Annotated in this window: 20 protein-coding genes; 12 read left to right on the forward strand and 8 right to left on the reverse strand. The window is 68.2% G+C overall.

The window, feature by feature from the left end; genetic code table 11:
• Positions 1 to 146 precede the first annotated feature (146 nt).
• From ACV7NQ_RS09930 to ACV7NQ_RS09950, 5 genes are all read left to right on the forward strand, one after another.
• On the forward strand, positions 147 to 1,622 hold the full coding sequence (locus ACV7NQ_RS09930; protein WP_463359353.1) for an LCP family protein: 1,476 nt from the start codon (positions 147 to 149) through the stop codon (positions 1,620 to 1,622).
• A 3-nt stretch (positions 1,623 to 1,625) separates the two neighbouring features.
• Positions 1,626 to 2,345, forward strand: a complete 720-nt coding sequence (locus ACV7NQ_RS09935; protein WP_463359354.1) for a TIGR03089 family protein — start codon at positions 1,626 to 1,628, stop codon at positions 2,343 to 2,345.
• 176 nt (positions 2,346 to 2,521) lie between these two features.
• Positions 2,522 to 3,850: a cytochrome P450 gene (locus ACV7NQ_RS09940; RefSeq protein WP_463365604.1), complete on the forward strand. Its 1,329-nt coding sequence runs from the start codon at positions 2,522 to 2,524 to the stop codon at positions 3,848 to 3,850.
• Positions 3,851 to 4,302: 452 nt separating this feature from the next.
• Positions 4,303 to 5,475, forward strand: coding sequence for a cytochrome P450 family protein (locus ACV7NQ_RS09945; protein WP_463359355.1), 1,173 nt, complete (start codon positions 4,303 to 4,305; stop codon positions 5,473 to 5,475).
• 10 nt (positions 5,476 to 5,485) lie between these two features.
• Complete coding sequence (locus ACV7NQ_RS09950) at positions 5,486 to 6,715, forward strand: cytochrome P450 family protein (protein ID WP_463359356.1); 1,230 nt, start codon at positions 5,486 to 5,488, stop codon at positions 6,713 to 6,715.
• Between the two features lie 27 nt (positions 6,716 to 6,742).
• Here ACV7NQ_RS09950 and ACV7NQ_RS09955 read toward each other — a convergent pair whose 3' ends face one another.
• Positions 6,743 to 8,320 (reverse strand): carboxylesterase/lipase family protein, encoded by a 1,578-nt coding sequence (locus tag ACV7NQ_RS09955; RefSeq protein WP_463359357.1) that lies wholly within the window; start codon positions 8,318 to 8,320, stop codon positions 6,743 to 6,745.
• Positions 8,321 to 8,473: 153 nt separating this feature from the next.
• Here ACV7NQ_RS09955 and ACV7NQ_RS09960 point away from each other — a divergent pair, with 153 nt between their 5' ends.
• A complete protein-coding gene (locus ACV7NQ_RS09960; RefSeq protein WP_463359358.1) occupies positions 8,474 to 8,701 on the forward strand; it encodes an FmdB family zinc ribbon protein in 228 nt (75 codons plus the stop codon).
• A gap of 35 nt (positions 8,702 to 8,736) precedes the next feature.
• Here ACV7NQ_RS09960 and ACV7NQ_RS09965 read toward each other — a convergent pair whose 3' ends face one another.
• Together ACV7NQ_RS09965 and ACV7NQ_RS09970 are read right to left on the reverse strand one after the other, a co-directional pair.
• A complete protein-coding gene (locus ACV7NQ_RS09965) occupies positions 8,737 to 9,012 on the reverse strand; it encodes an Rdx family protein (protein WP_463359359.1) in 276 nt (91 codons plus the stop codon).
• Positions 9,013 to 9,029: 17 nt separating this feature from the next.
• Positions 9,030 to 9,419: a YchJ family protein gene (locus ACV7NQ_RS09970; protein WP_463359360.1), complete on the reverse strand. Its 390-nt coding sequence runs from the start codon at positions 9,417 to 9,419 to the stop codon at positions 9,030 to 9,032.
• Positions 9,420 to 9,612: 193 nt separating this feature from the next.
• Here ACV7NQ_RS09970 and ACV7NQ_RS09975 point away from each other — a divergent pair, with 193 nt between their 5' ends.
• A complete protein-coding gene (locus ACV7NQ_RS09975) occupies positions 9,613 to 10,194 on the forward strand; it encodes an ATP-dependent Clp protease proteolytic subunit (RefSeq protein ID WP_463359361.1) in 582 nt (193 codons plus the stop codon).
• A 30-nt stretch (positions 10,195 to 10,224) separates the two neighbouring features.
• Here ACV7NQ_RS09975 and ACV7NQ_RS09980 read toward each other — a convergent pair whose 3' ends face one another.
• From ACV7NQ_RS09980 to ACV7NQ_RS09995, 4 genes are all read right to left on the reverse strand, one after another.
• Complete coding sequence (locus ACV7NQ_RS09980; protein ID WP_463359362.1) at positions 10,225 to 10,392, reverse strand: hypothetical protein; 168 nt, start codon at positions 10,390 to 10,392, stop codon at positions 10,225 to 10,227.
• Complete coding sequence (locus tag ACV7NQ_RS09985) at positions 10,389 to 10,727, reverse strand: hypothetical protein (RefSeq protein WP_463365605.1); 339 nt, start codon at positions 10,725 to 10,727, stop codon at positions 10,389 to 10,391. The genes ACV7NQ_RS09980 and ACV7NQ_RS09985 overlap by 4 nt, the downstream gene beginning before the upstream one ends.
• 214 nt (positions 10,728 to 10,941) lie before the next feature.
• Positions 10,942 to 11,919, reverse strand: coding sequence for a hypothetical protein (locus ACV7NQ_RS09990; RefSeq protein ID WP_463359363.1), 978 nt, complete (start codon positions 11,917 to 11,919; stop codon positions 10,942 to 10,944).
• A gap of 78 nt (positions 11,920 to 11,997) precedes the next feature.
• Positions 11,998 to 13,371, reverse strand: coding sequence for an AAA family ATPase (locus ACV7NQ_RS09995; RefSeq protein WP_463359364.1), 1,374 nt, complete (start codon positions 13,369 to 13,371; stop codon positions 11,998 to 12,000).
• A gap of 447 nt (positions 13,372 to 13,818) precedes the next feature.
• Between ACV7NQ_RS09995 and ACV7NQ_RS10000 the strand changes: the two genes are divergently transcribed.
• The 5 genes from ACV7NQ_RS10000 to ACV7NQ_RS10020 all read left to right on the forward strand — a co-directional run bounded on the left by ACV7NQ_RS10000 (position 13,819) and on the right by ACV7NQ_RS10020 (position 23,318).
• Positions 13,819 to 16,722, forward strand: a complete 2,904-nt coding sequence (locus ACV7NQ_RS10000) for a DUF5691 domain-containing protein (protein WP_463359365.1) — start codon at positions 13,819 to 13,821, stop codon at positions 16,720 to 16,722.
• A gap of 11 nt (positions 16,723 to 16,733) precedes the next feature.
• Positions 16,734 to 17,834, forward strand: coding sequence for an ATP-binding protein (locus ACV7NQ_RS10005; RefSeq protein WP_463365606.1), 1,101 nt, complete (start codon positions 16,734 to 16,736; stop codon positions 17,832 to 17,834).
• 410 nt (positions 17,835 to 18,244) lie between these two features.
• Positions 18,245 to 20,692, forward strand: a complete 2,448-nt coding sequence (locus tag ACV7NQ_RS10010) for a DUF5682 family protein (RefSeq protein ID WP_463365607.1) — start codon at positions 18,245 to 18,247, stop codon at positions 20,690 to 20,692.
• Positions 20,689 to 21,852: a VWA domain-containing protein gene (locus tag ACV7NQ_RS10015; protein ID WP_463359366.1), complete on the forward strand. Its 1,164-nt coding sequence runs from the start codon at positions 20,689 to 20,691 to the stop codon at positions 21,850 to 21,852. Before ACV7NQ_RS10010 ends, ACV7NQ_RS10015 begins: the two co-directional genes overlap by 4 nt.
• Positions 21,853 to 22,091: 239 nt before the next feature.
• Positions 22,092 to 23,318 carry an IS110 family RNA-guided transposase gene (locus ACV7NQ_RS10020; RefSeq protein ID WP_463359367.1) on the forward strand — a complete coding sequence of 409 codons (1,227 nt, stop codon included), beginning with the start codon at positions 22,092 to 22,094 and terminating at the stop codon, positions 23,316 to 23,318.
• A 268-nt stretch (positions 23,319 to 23,586) separates the two neighbouring features.
• Here the strand turns inward: ACV7NQ_RS10020 and ACV7NQ_RS10025 are convergent, their stop codons facing one another.
• Positions 23,587 to 26,115, reverse strand: a complete 2,529-nt coding sequence (locus tag ACV7NQ_RS10025; protein WP_463359368.1) for an ABC transporter permease — start codon at positions 26,113 to 26,115, stop codon at positions 23,587 to 23,589.
• Positions 26,116 to 26,176: the final 61 nt, after the last annotated feature.

Here is a 26,176-nt window from a genome sequence, read left to right on the forward strand (position 1 = left end):
ATCACGGGCACGGGGGCTACCGGACGCGGGGTGGTCTGGCGTTGTCTGCAAGAACGCTGAGTTTCAAGAAACCTGAGTTTTGTCGAGAGGATGCAGAGTTGCCGCAGCCGAGCAGTGCGCCGGTCGGCAGGAAAGGCAGGGCGTCGGTGGCAGCACGGCAATCCGGCGCTGACCCCGGCCTGGGCACCGCGGGTCCGTTGCGGGTGTTCGTCGCGGTAGGGGCGGTTTTGGCACTGGTCATCACCGGCTTCGCCTGGCACAGCGTCGATTCGCTCGTCTCCAATATCGAGCGCATCGGCGGACTCGGCCTCGGCGGTGGCGGCGACGGCGCCGTCGACATCCTGCTGGTCGGGGTGGACTCCCGCACCGACGCGCACGGAAACCCGCTGAGCGAGAACGAACGCGCCACGCTGCACGCGGGCAACGAGGTCGGCACCAATACCGACACCATCGTGCTGATGCGCGTTCCGAACGACGGTCGCTCCGCCACCGCCATCTCCATTCCCCGCGACTCCTACGTCGACATGCCCGGCGTCGGCAAGGGCAAGATCAACTCGGCCTACGGCGCGACCAAGGAAACCCAACGGCAGAAACTGATCAACCAGGGCGTTTCCGAGGCCGATGCGGAGAAGCAGTCCACCCAGGCGGGCCGCCAGGCGCTGATCAAGACGGTGGCCAATCTGACCGGCATCACCGTCGACCACTACGCCGAAGTGAGTCTGCTGGGCTTCGTGCTGCTGACCGAAGCCGTCGGCGGCGTCGAGGTGTGTCTGAACAATCCGGTCGACGAGTGGATGTCCGGTGCGGATTTCCCTGCGGGCCGCCAGCGGCTCGACGGCCCGCAGGCACTGAGTTTCGTGCGCCAGCGCCACGATCTGCCGCGCGGCGACCTGGACCGGATCGTGCGCCAGCAGGTCTTCATGGCGCAGCTGGTCGGTCAGGTGCTCACCGCGAAGACGCTGGCCAACCCGGGCAAGCTCAAGCAGCTCAGCGATGCGGTCGGGCGGACCGTGGTGTTGGACGATAATTGGGACGTGCTGGCGTTTCTGCAACAGCTCCAAGATCTTTCGGGTGGCCAGGTGAAGTTCGAGACCGTCCCCGTCACCGACCTCAACGGCACGACCAGCGACGGCGAATCTGTGGTCCGGGTGGATCCCAAGGCCGTCAAGAAGTATGTGGCGTCGCTGGTCAACGGCGACTCCGAGCAATCCGCCGAGACCACGGTCGATCCGAGCACGGCGACGGTGAGCGTGTTCAACGCCAGCGCAATCGCCGGACTTGCCGGGCAGGTGGCGCAGGCGATGACGGCCAAGGGGTTCCGGGAAGGGCTGGTCGGCAATTACACCGGCCCGAGCGTCACCAGCAGCCGGGTACTGGCCGCGAACACCGGGGATCCGAAGGCCAAGGCGGTGGCGCGCGCACTCGGCGGGCTGACCGTGGTGGCCGATCCGTCATTGTCCCCCGAATCGATCAGCGTCGTTCTGGCGAGCGACTATTCTGGGCCGGGCTCGGCCGCAAGCAGTACGTTCGACCTCTCCGGGGCGTCGTCGGCCACCGCAACGCCCGTACCGCCCGCCCCACCGATCGACGCAGGCCAGACAGGACCGAAATGCGTGAACTGAACGATGCGTGACAAAGACCAGGCACTCACCCTCACCGAGTTGGTGCTCGATCCGATCCTCGAACGCGACCCTGCGGGTCCGCGCGTCACCTACTACGACGATGCCAGCGGCGCCCGGATCGAGCTATCCGGACTGACGCTGGCGAACTGGGCGGCCAAGACCGCCAACCTGATTCGCGATGAATTCGGCCTGAGTCCGGGCGCCCGAGTCGCGGTGCTGCTGCCCGCGCACTGGCAGACCGCCGCGGTGCTGCTCGGCTGCTGGTGGGCGGGCACCGAGGTGGTGCTCGGTCCCGATCCCGATGCCGATCTGGCCCTCGCGACGGCGCAGCGGCTGGACGACACCGACGGTGTCGCCGAGGTCGCCGCGCTGTCGTTGGACGCGTTCGGCATGCCGGTGCGCGATCTGCCTATCGGCATCACCGATTTCGCCACCTCGGTACGCGTGCACGGTGACCAGTTCCTGCCGCGCGGCGCGGGCGTCGCGCTGGACGGTATGCCGGTGTCCGAGGTGTTCGCCGAGGCCAAGAAATCGGCCATGCGGCAAGGGTTTTCCGAAGGCGATCGCGTGCTGTCGAGCGCACCGTGGGATACCCCGGCGGAACTGATCGACGGACTCGTCTCGGTGCTGGCCGCGGGCGCCACGCTGGTGCAGGTGGTCAATCCCGATCCAGCTGAATTCGAGCGGCGCGTGGAATCCGAGCGGGTCACGGTACGGCGCTGACACCGGGTGATCTCGGCGTTCACCGGAAAGTTGACGGGGTGCGGCGGGATAATCGGTGCATGCGTGCGGTGACGGCTCCTACCACGGTATAGGCCCAGAATCCGACCATAGGACGTTCCACAACTGCACACGAATCCGTACGGTGGAGCTATCGCACAACGATGGGGTTGGTGAAAATGAAGCCGCAATATTGGTTCCGTTGGTTGTCGGTACAGGGCGCGCCCCGGTTGGCCCTGCGAACCCAGGCCCGGCGTGGTGATCCGTTCGCCCAGCTCATGGGCGGACCGAGCGGCCTCGCCGATCCCTATCCGCTCATCGAGCAACTACGCGAGCAGGTGCAACGCGGGCCGAACAGGTTGTTGCGCACCTCGATCGCCTGGGCCGCCTTCGATCACGAGCTGTGCCGAGCCGTCCTGCGGGACAACCGCTTCGGGGTGCGCACCACCGAAAGCTTCAATATCCCCAAGGCGTTCCAGAAGGTCTCCGCGCGTTTCCCGTTGCCGCCGAGCCCCGTCGAACCGCCCTCGATGCTGGTGATCAACCCGCCGGAGCACACCGCGATGCGCCGCCCGGTCTCCTCGGCCTTCACACCCCGTGCGATCGGCAAGTTGCGCGACCGTGTCGAGACGGTCACCGAGGGACTGCTCGGCGCGCTGCCCTCGGGCGGCTCGGCGGACCTGATCGAATCGTTCGCCGCGCAAGTCCCCATCGCCATCATCTCCGAGATGCTCGGAGTCCCCGAGCGGGATCGAAAGCTGTTTCTGGACTGGGGCGACAAAGCGACACCTTTGCTCGACGTGGGGATCTCGTGGCGGGCATTCCGACGCGCGGTTGGCGCCATGGAGGTGATGAACGCCTACCTCGACGATCACATCGAGCGGCTGCGTAGCGCACCCGGCGATGACATCCTCAGCAGCCTGGTTACCGCGGGCGAGCTGGATTCCTTCGCGCTCAAGGCCACCGCCAGCCTGCTGATGGGCGCCGGTTTCGAAACCACCGTCAATCTCATCGGCAACGGCGTTGCCCAGCTGGTCGGTCACCCGGAGCAACTGGATCGGCTGCGCGCCGAGCCGGAGCTGTGGCCGAACGCCATCGAGGAAGTGCTGCGGATCGATGCGCCGGTGCAGACCACGGCACGGACCGCGCTGTGCGACGTGGAACTCGACGGCATCTCGATGCGCGAAGGCAGCACCGTCGTCCTGTCGCTGGCCGGCGCCAACCGCGACCCCGCGGTCTTCACCGCCCCCGACCGGTTCGACGTCGCCCGCCCAAATACCAAGGAGCACTTGACCTTCAGCAGTGGCATCCACGCCTGCCTCGGCGCCAGCCTGGCCCGCATGGAAGCCACCCACGCCCTCCAGTCCCTCTTCGACCGGTTCCCGGACCTGCGACTCGACGGGCCGCCGCAACGCCGAAACCTGTTCACCCTGCACGGATACGAGCGCATGCCGGTCCGACTCGGCCGTCGCGCGTCCACCCCCACCCCGGAGCCGACATCTGTCTAGGCCCCAGGTGTGATCGACAGCAGCTCAACATATTGGGCTGAGCCGTGTGCATCTCGAGTCGATAACCTGCAGTGATGCTGGATCGACAGAGACTTCGTAGCAGTACTGATAGTCTGGGGCAGTCGTCGGGTTCTGGGCGACTGGTGGGGCTGCTCGTTCGGTCGGTGACCGTCGAATTCGCCTGTCCGGCAAGGGACTGTGAGGTGAACGGCTGGTGCGACGACAGGTTTCCTCACCAGAGTTCCGGTCCTCGACGCGGACCCACGGCCTAGGTCGCGTGACCGAGGCATGTGCCTGTGCTCGCTCACGCTTGTCGAATTCCTGTTCCCTCGTCTGGAGTCACGTCTTTGACCACGCCTCACTCCCCAGCGTCGTCCGCGCCCCACGCAGCCACGCCCGGATCCTGCCCCGTCCACCACGGATCGCCCATCGATACCGATGGGCCCCGAGTCTTGCTGCACACTCCGGAGTTCGCCGCTGATCCGCATCGCGCCTATCGCGACATGCGCCGACAGTATGGCTCGCTGGTTCCGATGGAGTTGGCGCCGGATGTGCCCGCCACTTTGGTGGTCGGCTACCACACCGCGCTGCGAATCCTCAACGACCCCGGCCATTTTCCGGCCGATCCGCGGACCTGGCAGCAGACCATTCCCGAAGACTCGCCGATCCGGCCGATGATGGAGTGGCACCCGAACGCGCTGCGCAACAGCGGAGCCGCGCATCTGCGCTATCGGCAGGCGTACACCGCGAGCATCGACGGAATCGATCTGCACACGCTGCATTCCACGATCGAGAAGATCGCCATCCCGTTGATCAACACCTTCTGCGAGACCGGTTCGGCCGACCTGATCACCCAGTACGCGTTCCCGCTCGTGTTCGAGGTGCTCAACCAGATGGTCGGCTGCTCGGCGGAACTAGGGCAGCGGGTCGCCACCGGCATGGCCGCGCTCTTCGACACGGTCAACGCGGCCTGGGGCATGCAAACGCTCAGTGAGGCGTTGATGGAGCTGATTGCGCTGCGCCGCGCCGAGCCCGGCGACGACGTCACCTCGCGGCTCGCGCATCACCCGGCCAACCTCGACGACACGGAGATGCTCGCCCAGCTGATCAGCTTCTACGGTGCGGGCATCGAACCGCAACAGAACCTCATCACCAACACCCTGCTGCTGATGCTCACCGACAACCGGTTCGGCGACGACGTGCTGGGTGGGAGCCTGTCGACCCGCGACGCGCTCGATGAAGTGCTGTTCAACGACCCGCCGATCGCGAACTTCTGCATGAGCTACCCGCAGCAGCCGATCCTGATCGGCAACACCTGGTTGCCCGCGCACCAGCCGGTCCTCATCAGCCTCGCCGCTTGCAACAACGACCCCGCGATCCGCGGTGGCGACCGCACCGGCAATCGCTCGCATCTGGCGTGGGCCGCCGGTCCGCATGCCTGCCCTGCCAAGCCGGTGGCGTACCTGGTCGTGCAGGACGCCATCGATCAGCTCCTCGACGCCCTCCCCGAGATGCAACTGGCGGTGCCTCCAGGCGAGCTGGTCTGGCGGCCGGGTCCCTTCCACCGGGCGATGGCAGCGCTGCCGGTCGCCTTCCCCAAGTCCCCTCCATTGAACATCGTGTAAGGAGCGTCTGATGGAGCTTGAGCCGATAGTCCTGGACACAACCGGTGCCGACATTCAAGGTGAGTCGGCACGGATCCGCGGGAATGGGCCCGTCGCTCTGGTCGAGTTGCCCGGCGGCGTGCCCGCCTGGTCGGTGACCGACGCGGTGGCGCTCAGGAGTCTGCTGGCCGACCCCCGGGTCTCGAAGGACCCGCGGCAGCACTGGGCGGCGTTCATGAACGGCGAGATCACCGAGGCGTGGCCGTTGCTCCCCTGGGTGGCGGTGGACAACATGTTCACCGCCTACGGCACCGATCACCGACGCCTGCGGAAATTGGTCTCGCCCGCGTTCACGCACCGCCGCACCACGGCGCTGCGTCCGCGCATCGAGGAAATCACCACGAACCTGCTCGACCAGCTGGCGGCGACGCCGCGGGGTGTGGCTGCGGATCTGCGCGAGCACTACGCCTATCCGGTCCCCATCCAGGTCATCACCGAGCTGATGGGTGTGCCGGACCACCTGGGCCCCGGCATCCACACGTGCGTCGACGGGTTCTTCGACACCTCGTTCACCCCGGAGCAGGCGCAGGCCAACTACCTCGAGATGTTCCGCCTCATCAGCGAACTCGTGGCCTACCGCCGCCAGACGCCCGGCGACGACGTCACCAGCGTGTTGATCGCCACCCGTGATGAGGACGACGGCTCGCAGCTGACCGAGAAGGAACTCGTCGACACGCTGATGCTCGTCATCAACGCCGGGCACGAGACCACCGTCAACCTGCTCGACCAGGCGATCTTCGCGCTACTGACCCATCCGCAGCAGCGCGCGGACGTGGTCGAGGGCCGGGTGTCCTGGTCGGATCTGGTTGAGGAAACGCTGCGTTTCGAGGCGCCGGTCGCGCATCTGCCGTTGCGTTATGCCGTCGACGATATCGATATCGCCGGTGTCCGCATCCCCAAGGGCGAGGCGATCCTGGCCTCGTACGCCGGCGCCAGCCGTGACCCGAACGTGCACGGCGCGACGGCCGACGAGTTCGACGTGCACCGCGCGAACAAGGACCACGTGGCCTTCGGCTACGGCGCCCACCACTGCATCGGCGCTCCCCTTGCCCGGCTCGAGGCGTCGATCGCGCTTCCCGCGCTGTTCGGCCGTTTCCCGAACCTGAGGTTCGCCACGGACCCGGCCGAGTTGGGGACCGTGGGCAGCTTCATCTCCAACGGGCACGCCCGGCTGCCGGTGTATCTGGACGGGGCAGAGTAGTTCTGCCCTCGCGTGGGGCGGCGCGGGTCAGCTGAAGCCGACCGCCTGTTCGCCCCACGCGGTGCGCAGATCGCGGTCCGGATTGTCGATGACCCGGTCGATGGCATCGATCAGCAACGTGGCGCGGTCGGCCGGACGGTAGGGTGGCCAGTGTTTCGAGCCGTCGATGGCCGCGGGCACCCCGTGGGTGGCGAAGGCCAGCCAGCGACGCATCATGCGGCCGGATACCTCGGTGGCGACCTTGCGGCCGCCGAGCCAGAAGGTCGGGTCGTGGTTGAACGTCCCGAAATTGCCGAATACGTAAGGCAATTCGGTGGCGTGACCGGCGCCGACGCGGGCGGCTTTCAGCATCGGGGTGGCGTGGTCAAAGCGGTACATCCAGGTCGGTGAGTGACCGGCGTGCGCGTCGGCCACCCAGTGCGCGGGCATCCGGAATGCCGCATCGGTCGACATGGCCAGCGCGCCGCGAGTCTTGTCGAGATCCGGGTAAGCGGAGGTGATTTCGGCGATCCGCTCGTGCGAGAGTTCGGGATGGTTGGCGGCCACGTCGCGCAGCATCGCATTCACCGCGTCCGGTGTGACCGGCATGATCGGGGAACGGAATACCCGGAACAGAGACGCCTCGTCCTTATTGGTGCCGATGATCAGCGGCACCCGATGCGAGCGGCCGCGCTGGAAACGGTCGATCGGGTAGGTCGGGAGCAGGTCACCGTCGACGACGGGCGCCGCGGCAAGCCGGCCCGGCTCCTTCAACGGGATCTCGTCGAGCAGCACACCGGCCGCGGACACGATGCGGTCGATCGGGCATTCGAGCAGTTCGCTCGCGCGGGTCGCGGGCAGCTCCAGTAATTCCAGGAAGCGCCGCGCCACGCCTGCCGCCCGCTCGTGCCCGAATACGGTTGTCGCGGGAGGACTTTCCGCGATCGCCTGGTGGAACAATCCGGCCGAACGCGGCGAGGTCAGCAGCGCCGTCACGCATCCGGCCCCGGACGATTCCCCGAACAGCGTCACATTGCCTGGGTCACCGCCGAACGCGGCGATATTGTCGCGCACCCATTCCAGCGCCGCGATCTGATCGTGCAGGCCGAGATTGGGTGTGAAGTCCTCCGACAGCGACGAAAGGTCGAGGAAGCCGAGGGCGCCGAGCCGGTAATTGACCCCCACCACCACCACATCACCGGTTTCGGCCAGTTTGCGACCGTCGTAGATGCCCTGGGCGGCGGTGCCGAGGCAGTAGGCGCCGCCGTGCAGCCAGACCATCACCGGTCGCGGTTCGCCTATCTCGGTCGCGTGTGGCGACGCCCATACGTTCACCCACAGACAGTCCTCGCCCATTCGGAGTTCCGAATCGACGGGAACCATATTGCCCCTGGTCTGCGGGGCGATGTCCCCAAAGGTGGCGCAGTCGCGGATCCCGTCCCACGATTGTGGTGGCGACGGCGGGCGGAAGCGATCCGGTCCCGCGGGCGCCGCCGCGTAGGGGATTCCGCGCCATACCGCGACCGGGCCGTTCCAGCGACCTCGAACCCGCCCATTGGTTGTCCGTGCGACAGGCTCGGCGCCGCCCACTTCCGAGCTCGGTTCGGTCTCGAACTGAGTGCTCATCTTTCGCACCTCCTGCCCGCGACCCGGTCGGTATGCTGCAAGTTTGCTCCGGCCGGGTACGGCACTTCGTAATCTCTTGTTCGAGAGTACGTGCCCGCCGCGAGCGGGGCAGGCAAGACCCACCTCACGGTTGTGGGACGCTACGCTGGCCAGATGCCGAGTTACAGCTTCCGTTGCCGCAGCTGTGGCGACATCTTCGACGTGCATCGCCCAATGGCCGAGTCCTCGAATCCGGCCACCTGCCCCAGCGGTCACGACGACACGGTCAAGCTGCTGACCACGTTCGGCACGGTCAGCATGGGTGGCGGCGGCACACTGCAGCCCGCCGCGGCCCCTCGTCCGCCGGGCGGCGGCTGCTGCGGTGGCGGCTGCTGCGCCTGACCTACCTTTCACTGGGTCCCGGTCGCGGGTCCGGTTCAGCCGCGCTGATCGGCGTGGCCGAGATCACGATCCGGCGCGACCCGGTCGCGCACCCGTTGCTTGAGCACCGCGATATCGGGGAAACCGCCGTCGGCCTTGCGCTCCCACACCTGTTCACCGTCCACGGTGATGCGGAAAACCCCGCCCGATCCGGGGATCAGCGCGACCTCGCCGAGTTCGGTGGTGAAGGTGCTCAATAATTCCTGCGCCATCCAGCTCGCCCGGAGCAGCCAGCGGCACTGTGTGCAGTATTCGATCGCGACACGTGGCATGCAGGGCACGCTACCGGTCAGGGTTGGATGACACCGTCGAGGTAGACCCAGGCGCCGTCCTCGCGGACGAACCTGCTGACCTCGTGCAGCGATCCGCGTTCGCCGGCGGCGCGGTAGTTGGCGATGAACTCGACCGTGCCGGTGTCGTCGAACGGGCCGCCGCATTCGGTGCGCACCATCTCCAGGAACCGCCACCGCTGACCGGGATCGAGCTCGAGCCGCGCCGGCCGGGTCCGCGAATGCCAGGACCGCAGCAGGTAATCGGTGTCGCCGACCGCGAACGCGGTGTAGCGCGACCGCATCAGCGCCTCGGCCGTCGCTGCGGCCCGCTCCCCCGCCAGCACCGCGCCGCAGCAATCACCGAACGGCTCGCCCCTTCGGCACGGACACACCTTGGCTTCACCCATTCCTACATCGTGCAAGCGCGCCGAACCGAACGTGGCGTCGGGTCGCCGGAAGCGCGGAAATGTGGCGTTCGAGCCCGTTGTCCCTTTACCCGATCGAGGTGCGAAAATGCGTCCAATCATGTTCGCTTACAGCGGAATTCGCTGACGGCGAACTCCGGCTCCGCTACCATGGAGTACCCAATACGCTCGGGCTATGGCAACCACCGGACTCACCTTCGACGATTCGGTCCACGAACGACTCCTGCGCGACCGCGTCATCTTCCTCGGCCAGCAGGTCGACGACGATATCGCCAACAGGCTGTGCGCCCAGCTGCTGTTACTGGCCGGAGAGGACTCCGAGCAGGACATCAGCTTCTACATCAACTCCCCCGGCGGCTCGGTCGACGCGGGCATGGCCATCTACGACACCATGAATTATGTCGGCTGCGATATCGCCACCTACGCGCTCGGCCGCGCCCACTCGATGGGACAGTTCCTGCTGACCTGCGGCACGAAGGGCAAGCGTCATGCCTTGGCGCACACCAAGATCATCATGCATCAGCCCTCCGGCGGCATCGGTGGTTCCGCGGCCGACATCATGATCATGGCCGAGCAGGCCGCGCACACGAAGAAGGAGATGGCCGAGTTGATCTCCCAGCACACCGGCCAGAGCTACGACACGATCCTCGTCGACTGGGACCGCGACCGGTTGTTCACCGCGCAGCAGGCCAAGGCGTACGGCATGATCGACCATGTCATCAGCGGACCGCGGCGGCTACCGGTGACCCCCGGCTGAGTCGAACCCGACCCGTCGAATAGCGCGCGGTTACCGCAATACCGGCGGCAACGGCGGGGTGTCCCGAATCATCCAGCGCGCCAAGGCCGTGTCGCAGAGCACCGGTTCGGCCCTTGCCGCCGCAAGCTTTTCACTACTGAGCGGCATCATCAGTTTGTTCGGACCGCTGGGCTGAGCGCCCGTCGTCCGGGCCGTCATCGAACTTCCGTACGCGCCAGCGCCGTTGCAATCGCCGCGGTCTGCTCGCGCCAACGGCGCAGTTCGGTGACGCTCGGCGCGAGCTCGTAATCGTAATGATGGGCGGCCCGCGACAGCGCTGCCCATACCGTCGCGACCTGCGCTGCGGTGTCCGGACCCGCGAAGACGCGTAAAGCCAAGAGCTGCGCGCGCATTGGGCAGCGCATCAATTCCGGCGCAACCCGCGCCCACAGTTCGTCGACGCACTGTTCGAGGGCCAGCCGCAGAATCCAGACGGTCGCGCGCGACCACAGCCCGTCGGCATCGGTCACCGATCCGTCGAGCAACCTGTCCACCGCGTCGAACCGTTCGGCCACCGTGGGTCGCGGCCGCGCCGCCCTCGGCCTGCCGCTGGAACCACGCGCCCGCCCCGCCCCGCGCCGCGGCCGGTGCTGCGCACTCATCGGCCAGCCCCGCCGTCGCGCGGCGCAATCTCGCACTCCTTCGCACCCACTGCGGGTACCCGGAACCGGTGCGAACCCCGAGAAGGGGTGCGGGCTTCGGGGTCGCTCATTTGCGCAACCAGGTGACGAACTTCTCGGTGTCGGTGATCAGTTCGCGCATGCTGCGGCCGATCGGCACGTGCGCAGCGGCGGTCGCGTCACGCAGTGCGTCCACCACCCATTTGCCTTCGCGCGCAAGGTGTTTGTTCAGATCGTCGACGCGGCCGGAGACGCCCATCACCGCGAGGGCGACCATCGCGCGGGTGGTCTGCGCGCCCTCGATATAGCGCTCCACCTCGCGGTGGTCCATGCCCTCGGCCATCAGGTTTCGGCGAGCCCGCGCCAGGCTCGCGGCCTCTACCGCGGAGCGGCAGCAGGTGGCAACAAGTTCGTCGGCGATCGTCTGCGGCAGCTGCGGGGTCCGGGCCAGCGAGCGTGCGTCGTCGAGATAGCGGCGCACCGGGTCGCTGGACATCCGCACCTCCACCACCGACCGCTCGCGCCGCTGCACCTCGAGCACACAGGCGTCCAGCTGCATCCGCCGAACCGCCTCGGCCAGCCGCTCGTCGTGGGTGAACACGATCACCTGACGCGTCCACGCGACCATGGCCAGCACCCTGGCCAGCCCGTCCACCTTCGCCGGATCCATCGCCTGCACCGGGTCGTCGATCATCACGAACCGGAACGGGCTCTGCTCCACGGTGGCCCGCGGCAGGAACAGCGACAACCCGAGCGCATGCAGCTCGCCCTGGCTCATCACCCCGAGTGCGGCGCCATCGACCTCGTCGACGGTGACATCGAGCAGCACCCGACGCGCGGTTCCGGCGTTGCCCTGTAACCGAATCGCGCCCAGTTCCACATTGCTCTGCTGGCGCAGTGTGTGCCAGACCCAGCGGGCGGTCGTCTCCAGCGGCGCCATCCGTTCGCCGCGCAGTCCGGCGGTCGCGGCCTTGAGCCAGTCCTCGGCGCGCTTCACGGTGCGCAGGGCGCCGACCTGCCCGGCCACCCGCCGGGCGCCGTCCAGCCAGCCGACGATCCGGGGCACCAGCGGCGACCACACCTCGTCGAGCCGGTCGAGTTCCTTGCGGGTGCCCTGCTGCAGCAGGTCGAGTTCGTCGACGAGTCAGGTGTGGGCGCAGCGCAATCGGTCCGGCAGATCCGGGGTGTAGTCGGCCGAGGTCAGCGCGGCCCAGTCCGACCACGCCCGGCGTACCGCCCTGGTGTCCACGGTGGGCGGGTAGCCCGGATCGAAATCCAGTTCCGCCGGAACGTGATCCGGCAGCGATCGGGCGGCGCGCACGGCCTGGCGCAGCTCGTCGCGCGCGGTGGCGAGCGCGTCGACACGGGCGGTCAGCGCGGCGATCGAGTCGTCCGCGCTGCGGGCCCAGACGTCGTCCAGATCGCCACGCCCACAGACGGGGCAGACGCACTGTCCGCTCACGGCGACATGATCGCGGGCCCGGCGCAGCAGCTCCAGCACCCGCAGGTCGGCCTCGGCGTTTGCGGTGGAGCCGCGGGCGAGCGCCGCGCCGCACTGCTCCAGGCGCGTGGCTACCGACTCGACCTCGGCGGGGGTCGGCACCCGCAGGCGCACGATCGCCCGCAGACCCGCCGGTCCCGATGGATCGCCGGCGGTGCCGAATATTTCCCGACCGATCGCCACGAGATCGGGTTGAGCCGGACGCAGCAGTCCCGCGACCCGAACCGCGCGGTCGTCGGCCACCGCACCGAGCGCGGTCACCAGCTCGACCCGTTTCTGCCGCGAATCTCGCGCCGCGCGTTCGAGTTCCAGGCGGCTCGCGCGAATTCGCTCCTGCGCCAAGGTCAATTCGTCGAGGCCGAGCAGCTGGTGCAGGGCGTCGAACAGGTCGCTCGGCTTGCCGTCGACCAGCGCGCCCAACTCGCTGTAGGACAAGAACGGGCGGTACAACTCCAGCAGCCCGGACCAGCGTTCGGTATCGAAATCCGTTGGCGGAGCGGGTGGCCGCTGTTCGGTCCAGCGCGCCGCGCTGAGGTCAGCGTCCGGCGCCCACTCCTTGGCGATGATCAGCTCGGAATCGCTGCCCGCGGTGAGCAATTCCAGCTCGATGTGCGCCGCATCGCCATCGTGCAGGTTGCGCCAGCCCTCCCGCCACGCCGCCGACCGGCCGTCCCAGCGACGGTTGCCGCCGGTGAGCGCCAGTTCGGCGGCCTCGGCAAAGCTGGACTTGCCGCTGCCGTTTCGCCCGACCACCAGGGTCAGACCGGGGCCGGGCGGCACATTCAGCGACACCTCGGGGCCGATGCCACGGAATCCGCGCACCCGAATGGTGCGCAAGAAGATCCCGGAACCGTCGAATTCCGTTGTCCGATCATCAGTCTCGGTGCCGAGCGCTTGCAGTACCGCGTGTGCGACATCGGCGGTCACCGCGGGATCCGCGGCGAGTCGGCGGGCCACCACCTCGGTCAGCCGCGGCACGGGTTCCGTCGCAGGGTCGGCCTCGGGATCCGTGCGCATGCGAAAACCCCCTCCACCACCGAACCCGCGTCCTGGCGACCCCAAATGCCCGGTGTCACTGTCGGAAGCTGTCCGAAACGCTACCCGATGGCACCGAATTCGCCCACCGCTCATGCGAATGTGCTTGTCAGGGGTGCGAACCTGCCCGCGGGGATGGTATGGCCATCGAGCGACGGGGAATGCGCTCGATGTCCACCCCTCGCCAGCCCCGACGGGCAGCTCGATGGTGTATCACCCGCTGCGGGTGGCTCGGTCGAGCCGAACAAGACAGAATGCCAGAAATGAAGCTCTCAGCGCAAGGCGAATTTCCCCCGAATTTCGATTCCGTGCAGCGATTTCCAGGAAAAACACGTGGGTACCACCGCACTTGTCGGTGGGCTGGGGTAGAAATCCGTGCAACCGAGAAACAGGGGACGACATGACGCAAGGCCGAGCCGGAGCCATCCGATGACCGCGCCGTGGACCGAGGACCAGGTCACCGCGCTGGCGCCGGATGCGAGTTCGTTGTCCGCCGCGCGGAAGCTGGCCGGGCGCTGGCACGGTATGGGATACCGGGACAACGCACTGTGGGGCCTGTGCAAGGGCAGCGGTGCGCATCCGTATCAGGCGATCGTCGATCTGGCGGGCCCCGCGTACAAATGCTCGTGCCCGAGCCGCAAGTTCCCATGCAAGCATGCGCTGTCGCTGTTGCTGACCTGGTCGAGCGGAATGGTCGAGGAGTCGGCGCGGATCGCCGACTTCGCGGCGGACTGGATCACCGGCCGGGCCACTCGGGCGGCCGAGCCCGCTGGTGAGACCGCTGCGCGCACGCCGAATCCGGCGACCGCCGAGCAACGTCGGGTGCGGGTGACGGCGGGACTGGAGGAACTCGATGTTTGGCTCGGCGACCAGATCCGCACCGGGCTCGCGCAGAGCGACAGGTCGTTTCGGGCCTTCGAGGCGATCGCCGCACGGATGGTCGACGCACAGGCGCCCGGCATCGCCGCCGCACTGCGCCAGCTGCCCGCGACGGTGGTGACCAGCGCGGATTGGCCAGAGCTCGTGCTGCGCGAATACGCGAGGCTGCACCTGCTGATCGCCGCGCACCGCCGCCTCGACGACGTGTCGCCCGCGCTGACGGCCAGTATTCGCACCCACATCGGCTACCCCACACCGGCCGAGAGCGTGCGAACCGAGCCGGCGGTCCGCGACCGGTGGATGGTGCTCGGTGTCCGGACCAGCGAGGAGGAACGGCTCTACACCAGGCGAAGCTGGTTGTACGGCCGCGAAAGTCGACGCTGGGCACTGCTGGTCGAGCATTCGTTCGGCTCGCCCAGCTTCTCCGCGGAGGTGCCCGCGCCCGGCATGATAGCCGACGCGCAGCTGCACTATTACCCGAGCGCCGCGCCGCTGCGCGCGCTGTGGGGTGATCGGCACGGCGCACCCGAACCGTTCACCACGCTGCCGCTCGCCACTGGTGCGGGCACGATCGCCGCCGCGCTCGATGCGCACGCGCGGGCGCTCGGCGCCGATCCATGGCTGCGATCCTGGCCGGTACTGCTCGCCGATGTCGTGCCGGTATCGAACGAGAATGGTTGGTACATCGCCGAATCCGACGGCTCGGCGCTGCCCGTGGTGCCGATCGAACAGCCGTGGCGACTACTCGGCGTCTCGGGCGGCCACCCGGTGACGCTGGCTGCCGAGTGGACCTCCGACGGCCTGACCCCGATCTCTGCATTCACGGCGGGCGAGGTGGTCGACGTGGGCGGCCCCGGGTTGGCCGACCGCGGCAATCGGAATTCGTCCAGCACATCGGGATCGAACGCCGCCGACCTCATCTCCGTCGCGCTGCTCGGCACCGCGCGCCGCGCGCTGGACCCCACCCGGCTCGACCCGCCCGTAGCGGCCGTCGCCACCCGGCTGCGCACCGACCCGGCGCTGCTGCTGCTTGAATCGGCCGCGCTGCGTGACACTTTCATGCGCGGTGGTGTGGCGGCGGGCACCACGACCGCACCCGAACCCGCCGAAGACGACACGCGACGGCAGCTGCCCCGGCCCGCGGCCGCCCGCCTGGCCCGCATGCTGCAGGACAGTTCGGCCTTTCTGCCCGAATGGTTCGCGGCGGCCGAACCACACGGCTTCCGCGCGCCCGACGCACTCTGCGGGCAGTTGCTGGAACAGGCGAAGATCAACCCCGAGCTGCGGGAGCCGCTGCTGCGCCTGGCCGGTGCGCGCGGCCGATGGTTGGCGACGCAGCATCCGGAATGGCAAAACCTGGTGCGGCACAACACCGAAACGCCGCCCGCGGATGTCTGGCAGTTCGGCAGGCCGCCCGAGCGCCGGGAGTGGCTCTCCGACCTGCGCCGCCGCGACGCAGACGCGGCGCGTGCGGCGCTTGCCACCGCCTGGCCGAAGGAATCGGGTCCGCTGAAGGCGGAGTTGCTTGCCGTTCTCGCCGAAGGGATTTCGGCGGCCGACGAACCGCTGCTGGAGTCGGTGCTTGACGATCGGCGCGCCGATGTCCGACGGACCGCCGCCGGTCTACTGACGCTGCTCCCCGATTCCGCGTTCGCCCATCGCATGACACGACGCGCGACCGAGTGGATCAGCACGCTGTGGGCGCCTGCCGAAAACCAGGGCTTGCGTGCGCATCTCACGGTCGAAATGCCGGACACGCTCGCCGCCGCGGACCGCAGGGACGGCATCTCCGATCGCACCGTCGAGTTCACCTACCGGTGGGGCGGCGCACCCGACGTGACCGCGGGGCGCCTGCGGCAACTCGTCGCCGCGACACCGCTCGCCCACTGGGAGTCGGCGCTCGGCACCGCGAATACGTTGAGCACTCCGCAGCATGCGACAAAGGCCGGGATCGCCGACCGTTTCCGGCAGCCGGTGTTCGACGGCTGGGTGGATGCCGCACTGATGCAACATAATCCGGCGTGGGCGCGGGCGCTGTTCGACGCCGGGGTACCGTCTGATCTGGCCATGCTGCGGCGGCGCGAGCTGTTCGCACAGGTGCCGCTCGCCGATCGGACCCAGCACCTATTGCAGCTGGACGGCTCCTGGCTCTCGGAGATCGAGGCACTGCTGCCCGCGATGGGGCACCCGTGGCCGGAACCGTTGGCGCAGCATCTGATTCTGCTGCTGTTCGAACGCGCTCGCGCCGCGGCCCAACGTCCCGCCGCGCACGGTGCCACACCCAGTGCGCACCGGTCGCTGCTGGCTGCGGCGGCCGCGCATCTACCGCTCGTCTCGGCCGGTGCGGTCACCGTGGTGGCCCGCCGGTGCGACGACCCCGGCTGGGAGCAGGCTTTCAACCAGCTCGCCCATGACCTCAACCACCGCTCGATGATGCTCGAGGAGTTGCAGTGACCACCACCGCAGTGACCACCGAAGACACCACGCCGTCGCTGTTGCGCCCGCACGCCGAACAGGCGTATGCCGACGAACTGCGAGCACTGGCCGCGATCGACGACCGGCCCCGCCCGCCCTCGTGGCGCCTGTCGCCCTGGGCGGTGGTCACCTATCTGCTCGGCGGCGCGCTCGACGACGGCACCCTGATCAGCCCGAAGTACGTCGGCCCGCGTCGGCTCATGGAGGTTGCGGTCGCCACCCTCGCGACCGACCGGGCGCTGCTGCTGCTCGGTGTGCCAGGCACCGCCAAAACCTGGGTTTCGGAACATCTTTCGGCCGCCATCTGCGGCGAATCGACGCTGCTGGTGCAGGGCACCTCGGGCACCGCTGAGGAGGCGATCCGCTACGGCTGGAACTACGCGCGCCTGCTGGCCGAGGGCCCGAGTGAGGGCGCGCTGGTGCCCTCGCCGGTGATGACCGCGATGCGCCGCGGCGCCATCGCCCGCATCGAGGAACTCACCCGCATCCCGTCGGATGTGCAGGACGCGTTGATCACCGTGCTGTCCGAGAAAACTCTGCCGGTCCCGGAACTCGGCATGGAGGTGCAGGCCACCAAGGGCTTCAACGTGATCGCCACCGCCAACGACCGCGACCGCGGCGTGAACGAGCTGTCCTCGGCGCTGCGCCGCCGCTTCAACACCGTGGTACTGCCGCTACCCGCCAGCGAGGACGACGAGGTCGCCATCGTCACCCGCCGGGTGGAACAACTCGGCTCCGCGCTCGAACTGCCGACCATTCCCGCGGCCGCCGAGGAGGTCCGCCGCGTCGTGCGCATCTTCCGTGAACTGCGCTCCGGCATCACCGCCGACGGCCGCACCAAACTCAAGTCTCCTTCCGGCACCCTCTCCACCGCCGAGGCGATCTCGGTGATCACCAATGGCATCGCCCTGTCGGCCCATTTCGGCGACGGCATCCTGCGCGCCTCCGATATCGCGGGTGCGGTCCTCGGCTCGGTGATCAAGGACCCGGTGTCCGACGCCGTCGTCTGGACCGAATATCTGGAAGCCGTTGTCCGCGAACGCCCCGACTGGTCCGACTTCTATCGCGCCTGCCGCGAGGTGAGCGGGTAAGTGCGGACGCTGGATCCGCCGGCGCCCACAACCACGGTGACCTGGATGCGCACAGACACAACGGCCTTGGACCGCGACCGCCGAATCCGGCTTGCCACGGACACGGCCGACGAACACGAAACAGGTAATGCCACGCAGAACCGTGCAGGCAGGCCGCGCCCGGACCGGACCGGCCGACGTGGTGCAGACGCGGCACCCGCACGGACGAGATCGGTGCCGGCCACGCAGACCGCGCCGCGCGCAAAACAGGGGGTGACACTGTGAACCAGACGCTCGCAGCCACAGCGACCAACGACGAGGCGGACCCAGCGCCGAATGACGCGGTGCCCAATGACTCGGCGCCGGATGACTCGGCGCCGAACCACGACGCCGGTGTCGCACCGCGGGCCGCCGGTGGACCGACGATTCGGGTGTTCGGCATCCGCCATCACGGCCCGGGTTCGGCCAGGTCATTGCGCTCGGCGCTGGAGGCTTTTCGCCCGGACGCGATCCTGATCGAGGGACCGGCCGATGCCGATCCGCTGGTCGGTTATGTCGCCGCCGAGGGCATGGCCCCGCCGGTCGCCTTGCTGGCCTATCTGCCGGACGCACCGGCGAAGGCGGCGTTTTGGCCGTACGCGGTGTTCTCCCCGGAATGGCAGGCATTGCGGTACGCCGTCGAACACGGTGTGCCCGTGCGGTTCTGCGACCTGCCCGCCACCACCGTGCTCGCCAGCGAGGACGAGCCGGGCGATGCCATCGACCCGCTGGCCGAGCTGGCCGCTGCCGGCGGCTACGACGACGCCGAACGCTGGTGGGACTCGGTAGTCGAATCCGCCTCGGACGCAGATACTTTCGAGGCGATCACCGAGGCCATGGGCGCACTGCGTGAAGCCGCCGGGCAAGGCAGGTTCACCACCACGGCGGATGTCGGAGCCGAGGAACGGCCGGACGACCGGCCCGCGAACGCCGGTTCGATCGATCATCAACTCGCGGAAGCCGATGCCGATGCCGATGCCGATGCCGATGCCGATGAAGCGATGGTCGACGTCGAATCGGGTTCGCGCGAATCCATGCCTCCCGCCGCCGCGGATGGTGCGACAGCAGCAGAGCAATCCTCCATCGCCGACCACACCACTGCGGCTCCCGAATCGAAACACGATGGCCGAGTGCCGATCCGGATCGACGCACACACGCTGCGGCGCGAGGCGTACATGCGCCAGACCATGCGCAAGGCGCTCAAGGACGGTGCGCAGCGGCTCGCGGTGGTGTGTGGGGCGTGGCATGCTCCTGCGCTGGCGGGCAAGCTCGGACCCGCCGCGGCGGATACCCGGCTGCTCAAAGGACTTCCGAAGGTGAAGGCCGCGGTGACGTGGGTGCCGTGGACGCATTCGCGGCTGGCGTCGGCGTCGGGGTATGGCGCGGGCATCACCGCACCGGGTTGGTATCACCATCTGTTCACCCAGACCGAGCAGCCCATCGCGCGCTGGCTCACCAGGGTGGCCGGGGTGCTGCGGGCGCACGATCTGCCGGTATCGAGTGCGCACATCATCGAGGCCGTTCGGCTCGCCGACACGCTCGCCGTGCTGCGCGCCCGGCCGCTGGCCGGATTGTCCGAGGTCACCGAGGCCGTGCGCGCGGTGATGTGCGCGGGCGACGAGACGATGGTGCGGCTGATTGCCGCGGAACTCGTTGTCGGAGAGGCGCTGGGCACGGTGCCGGAGGGCACGCCCACCGTGCCGCTCGATGCCGATTTACGGGCCCGGATCCGGACGCTACGGATGAAGCAGGAGGCGCTGTCGCGGACCCTCGATCTCGACCTGCGCAAGGAGCGTGAGGTCGAGCGGTCCCGGCTGCTGCACCGGCTGCGGCTGCTCGGCATCGGCTGGGGCACGCTCACCACCGGCGAGGTGCGCAGCACCGGCACCTTCCGGGAGACCTGGACGCTGGAATGGCGGCCGGAGTTCGCCGTCTCGATCATCGAGGCGTCGCGCTGGGGCACCACCATCCGCACCGCCGCCGAGGCGAAGATCCTCGATATGGCACGCCGCGATGGCAGCACCGTCGCCGACCTCACCGCCGCGCTGGAGGTGGCGCTACTCGCCGATCTCGGCGGCGCCACCGACGGACTGATCACCCGGCTGGAATCCGTTGCGGCACTGGACCACGACGTGAGCCACCTGCTCGCGGCCCTGCCCGGGCTGGTCCGCACGCTGCGCTACGGCGACGTCCGCGGCACCGACACCACAGCGCTCGCCCACGTCGCCGACGGCCTGCTCGTCCGAGTCTGCGCCGGTCTCCCCGGCGCGGTCACCGGACTGGACACCGACGCCGCCGAGCAACTGCGCGCCCTCATCGATGCGGCCCACACCGCCATTCACACCCGCGACGACGGCTGGGCCACCAAGGAATGGCTCGCCACCCTCCGCCGTATCGCCGACCGCGACGATGTGCACGGCACCCTGGTCGGCCGCGCGGTCCGCCTGCTCTGCGACGCGGGCATCATCGACGAAACCGATTCCGCCCGCAGGCTTTCCGCTGCCCTTTCCATCGGCAATACCGCCGCAGCCAAAGCCGCCTGGATCGACGGCTTCCTCGGCGGCCGCGGCCTGCTGCTGGTCCACGATCGAGAGCTGTTGCGCCTCATCGACGATTGGCTCCGCGGCCTCGGCGACGACATGTTCGTCGAGACACTCCCCCTGTTGCGCCGCACCTTCGGCGCCTTCGAATCGGGAGAACGCCGCGCAATCGGTCAGGCGGTCCGCAACGGCGGTTCCCGCACCCCGCACACCGACGCCGACAGCGCCACAACCTTCGACGTGGACCGCGGCCTCCTCGCAATGCGCACCGTCGCCGAGCTTCTGGGAGTAGCCGGATGAATGACATCGATGAAACACAGGCCAGGCGTTGGCGTTTGGTGCTCGGCACCGCCGCCGAGCCGAACCTCGGTGGGCTCGGGTCCGCCGACGATCGAGCGATGGATGCGGCGTTGTCGGCGCTGTACAACACCGACGACACCTCGACATCCGGCAAACGCGCGGGCAGTCTCGGTGGCTCGGCGCCCAAGGTGGCGCGCTGGCTCGGCGACATCCGCAATTACTTTCCGTCCACCGTCGTCGAGGTCATGCAGCGCGATGCGGTCGATCGGCTGAACCTGACGCAGCTGCTGCTGGAGCCGGAATTGCTCGAAGCGGTGGAACCCGACGTGCACCTGGTCGGTACGTTGCTGAGCCTCAACGGCGTAATGCCCGAGACCACGAAGGCGACCGCGCGCATGGTCGTGGAAAAGGTCGTCCGCGAGATCGAACAGCGCGTCGCCGCACACACGCTGGCGGCCGTCTCCGGCGCGCTGAACCGCGCCGCTCGCATCGGCCGTCCCCGCCTGCGCGATATCGACTGGGATCGCACCATCCGCAAGAACCTCGCGCACTACCTGCCCGAACACCGCACCGTGGTGCCCGAGCGACTGGTCGGCTACGGCCGCAAGGCCCAGGCGGTCCGCCGCGATGTCGTGCTCGCCATCGACCAATCCGGCTCGATGGCCTCCAGCGTCGTCTACGCGTCGGTGTTCGGCGCCGTGCTCGCCTCCATGCGCACGCTGAAGACATCGCTGGTCGTCTTCGACACCGAAGTCGTCGACCTCACCGAACAACTCGCCGACCCGGTCGATGTCCTGTTCGGCACCCAACTCGGCGGCGGCACCGACATCAACCGCGCCATCGCCTACTCGCAATCACTCATCACCCGTCCCGCCGACACCCTCTTCGTCCTCATCTCCGACCTCTATGAGGGCGGCATCCGCGAGGAAATGCTGCGCCGCGTCAACGCCATGAAGGAATCCGGCGTCCAAGTGGTCGTCCTGCTGGCTCTCTCCGACGACGGCGCCCCCGCCTTCGACCACGACAATGCCGCCGCACTGGCCGCCCTGGGAGTCCCCGCCTTCGCCTGCACCCCCAACAAATTCCCCGACCTCCTGGCCCTCGCCCTGGATCGCGGCGACATCCAATCATGGGCAAACGCAAACACCGGACAACCCTAATGGGAGCTACCGGGTCGGTCGGTAGGGCAGACTCGGTGCCGGTAGCCCCGGCAGGTGAGCACTTACGCACCCTGAGCTTCGAGTTCTTGTGTCAGACCGTGCCCCTGCCGGTGGCCGGGAGCGAAACAACTTATGGGATGTCGTGCCCACCAACACCTTTGGTGTGAGCACTGGTCCATTAGGGCGCTGGGTCTCCCGTCGGCTGCTGATGACCGAACCGGCAGATTCAGGAGCACACGATGCTGTTCGTCGGAGACGACTGGGCCGAAGATCACCATGACGTGGAGGTGCAGGACGAACAAGGCAAGACCCTGAAGGCAGCCAGGCTACCCGAGGGCGTCGAGGGCATGACCCGGCTGCATGAGCTGATCGCCCGGTTCCTGCCACAGGATTCCGATCCCGGGCAGGTGCTGGTGTGCATCGAGACCGACCGCGGCACGTGGGTGCGGGCGCTGGTCGCGGCCGGCTACCAGGTGTACGGGGTCAACCCGAAAACCGCTGCCCGTCATCGGGAACTGCTGTCGCTGTCGGGCGCCAAGGACGACAAGGCCGACGCGAAGACCCTGGCCGACATGCTGCGCACCCGCCGCCACCAGCTGCGTCAGGTCGCCGCCGATTCCGACGAGGCCGCGGCGGTCAAGGTCGCCGCCCGCGCGCATCAGACGTTGATCTGGGAACGCACCCGGCACATGCTGCGGCTGCGCACGGCGCTGCGCGAGTACTTCCCGGCGGCACTCGAGGCCTACAAGCCGCTCGGGCTCGCCGGTGCCGACACCCTCGAACTGCTGGGCAAGGCCGCCGATCCCGCCACTGCGGCACGGTTGACGATCGGCCAGATCACTACCGCGCTCAAGCGGGCACGACGCCGCGATATCCCCGCCAAGGCCGCCGCGATCCAGGCGGCGCTGCGCGGTGAGCACCTGGGCCAGGCCGAGATCGTGGCCGGCGCCTACGCGGCATCGGTCCGCGCGACGGTCGCGGTCCTGCGCACCCTCAACGAGCAGGTCAAGATCCTCGAGGGCGAGGTGGGGTCGTGTTTTGGCCGGCACCCGGACGCTGAGGTCTACCTCAGCCAACCCGGCATGGGCGTGATCACCGGCGCCCGGGTGCTTGCCGAGTTCGGCGACGCCGATGGCCGTTACGCCGACGCCAAATCCCGCAAGAACTACGCCGGCACCGCCCCGATCACCCGCCAGTCCGGCAAGACCAAAACCGTCCACGCCCGGTTCGTCCACAACGATCGGCTCGTCGACGCCCTGCACATGCAGGCCGGTGCGGCGATCCTGCACGACCCCGGAGCGCGCGCCTACTACGACGAGCTACGAGCCCGCGACATGAACTACAACGCCGCTCTCCGCCAGCTCGGCAACCGGCTCGTCGGCATCCTGCACGGCTGCCTGAAAACCAAGACTCCCTACAGCCAGCAAGCGGCCTGGTCACACCGCCACCAGCACCTCGCAGCTTGAATTTCCTTGACACCCAAGCTCCTGGGATGTCTGACACCACAGCGACCCAGCCCAGCCGGTGACCGCTCGACATTATTGCCCGATTGCCGCGCTGTCCAAAGACCCACGGGATCGGTACTCCTCGTCTACGACCCGCCCCGCAACGATTACGGCGAGCCGACCGCGGACCGGCACGCCCGCTATCCCGGATAGACCCCGATCCGGACCGACAACGCAACAGGCCGGTGTCACCTGTTGCGCGATGACACCGGCCTGAAGCGTGGCGAACCTACAGATCCGCGATGGCCGCCAGCGGTGGCGTGTGCGCGGCGCGGATGCCGGGCCAGAGCGCCGCGAGCACTCCGACGACCGCCGAGCTGATAAGCACCAGCACCAGCTGGTTCCACGGAATCGCGATCTGGTCGAGGCCGAGGTCACGCAGGGTGCGCAAGAAGCCGACACCGAGGCCGAGGCCGAGCAGCATGCCGACGATCGCGCCGAACACCGCGATCAACATCGATTCCAGATAGATGGTTCGACGCACCTGAGCACGTTGCATGCCGACCGCGCGCAGCATGCCGATCTCGCGCCGACGCTCCACCACCGACAGCGCCAGGGTATTGACGATGCCGAGGATCGCGATCACCACCGCGAGCGCGAGCAGGCCGTAGAGGATCGCCAGCAGCGTGTTGATCTGCTTGCCCTGCGCGCCCTTGAACTCCTCGCGGTCCTGCACCTGAACCACAACGAACTGCTCGGTCGCCTTCTCCAGATCCGCGCGCAGTTCAGTGAGATCGGCGCCCGGCTTGGCCTTGACCAGCATCAGAAAGTTGGTCCGGAAGTTGACCGGCATGATCTCGTCGTACATCTTCGGCGACACCACCATGGGGCCGAGCAGCGGAGTCTTCTTGTAGATGCCGGTCACGGTGATCGACATCTTCTTGAAGTCCAGGCTGGTCACGTTGACCTGCTGGCCGATCTTCCAACCCCGTTTGTCCGCTTCCTCCTCCGAAACCAGCACGTCGTGGTCACCGAGAGTGTCGGCGCCGCTGACGATGTCGTAGCTCAGGACATGGTCGAGCGGGCCGTCCGGTGAGGTGCCGCCGACCTGCTCGTCGCCGACCTTGAAACCGACGCCGCGAATCCCGACCACATCGGCCACCTGCGGCACGGCCTTGCGCACCGCGTCGCCGGTGCCGAGCGGCACCCCGATCATCTGCGGCCCGGCCAGCACGTAGTCGGCCTTCACGCCCTTGTCCACCAGCACGCTCACGCTCGCCTTCGCCGAGGCGCCGAGCATGCCGATCGCGGTCACCAGCATCAGCCCGAGGGTGAGCGCGAAAGCGGTTGCGGCGGTACGGCGCGGATTGCGCGCGGCATTGTTGCGCGCCATCCGCCCGATCGGTCCGAACGGTCGAATGAGCACGCCGAGCACCGCGACCACCGGCCGCGACACCGCGGGCGCGGCGAGCAGCACCGCCAAGATCAGCGCCAGCGCACCGACGCCCACCGTCAACGCCGCATTGCCGCCGACGGATTGCGCACCGATCACCACCAGCACGACGCCGATGACCGCGAGCACCGCACCGATCAGCGTGCGCATCCGCAAAGACTCACCGGCCGAAGCGAATTCCTCCCGCATCGCCTCCACGGGCGGGATCATCGCGGCCCGCCGTGCGGGCGCATACGCACTGACAACGGTGACCAGCAGGCCGACGAGCATGCCGACGATGATGGTGCGCGGCAGCACCGCGAGCGAGCCGGTGGGCAGCCCGAGATGGAACGCATTGAGCAGCGCGGAAAGTCCGTACGCCAGACCGATGCCGCCCGCCAATCCGATTGCGCTGCCGATCAATCCGATGACGAATGCCTCCGCCACCACCGAGCGTCCCACCTGCTGTCGGCTGGCGCCGACCGCGCGCAGCAGCGCCAGTTCACGCAACCGCTGGGCGACGATCATCGAGAAGGTGTTGTAGATGATGAACGTGCCAACGATCAGCGCGATCGCGCCGAAGGCGAGCAGGAAGTAGTTGATGAAGTTCAGCGCGTTGGAGATTTCCTTCTTCAGATCGGCGCGCACCTGATCGCCGTTCTGCACCTTGTAGTCCTTCAGGGTGGCCGAGAGCTGGTCACGCAGCTGGTCACCGGGAATGCCCGCGGCGGCGACGTCGACGTAGGCGACGTGGGTGCCGTCGGTGAACAGCTGGCGCGCCTGCGCGTCGTCGAAGAGCAGGCCGACGAAGCCGCTGGTGTCGGAGGGCACCTGGTAGATGCCGGTCACCGTCACGTCGATCGGCGGGCCGTGCGACGGGATCAGCACCTTTGTCCTATCGCCCACCTTCAGCCCGGCTCGATCGGCGCCGCTGGTATTGATCGCGATCTCACCGCCATGCGCGGGCGGGACGCCCTGTACGAACTTGTCCGGTTCGGCGATCGCTTTATCGGGCGGCAGATACGACTGGCCGAAGGTGGGCGCGCCACCGGTCTGCACGGCCTTCTTACCGTCGGGATACAGCAGCACCACCGGGCCGTTCACGCTCGGCGCGACCGCACGGACCCCGTCCATCTTCGAGATCTGATCCACCACGCTCAGTGGAACACCGAGCGCCTGCCGCTGCTTGGGGCTCACGCGGACATCGACGCCCTTCGCCTGATTCGCGAAGATCCCGTCGAAGGTGCGCTGCAGGGTGTCGGTGAATACGAACGAACCCGCGATGAAGGCGGTGCCGAGAACCACCGAGAGCAGGGTCAACGCCAGGCGCACCTTGTGCGCGGCCAGGTTGCGCAACGCCACCTTGCGCATGGGACTACCGGCCATCACGCCTGCTCCTGTTTCATGCGGGACGCCCGCACCCGGCAGGCTCCGATGAGCGCTGCGC

The organism is Nocardia sp. Tas62D01 (assembly GCF_055232035.1).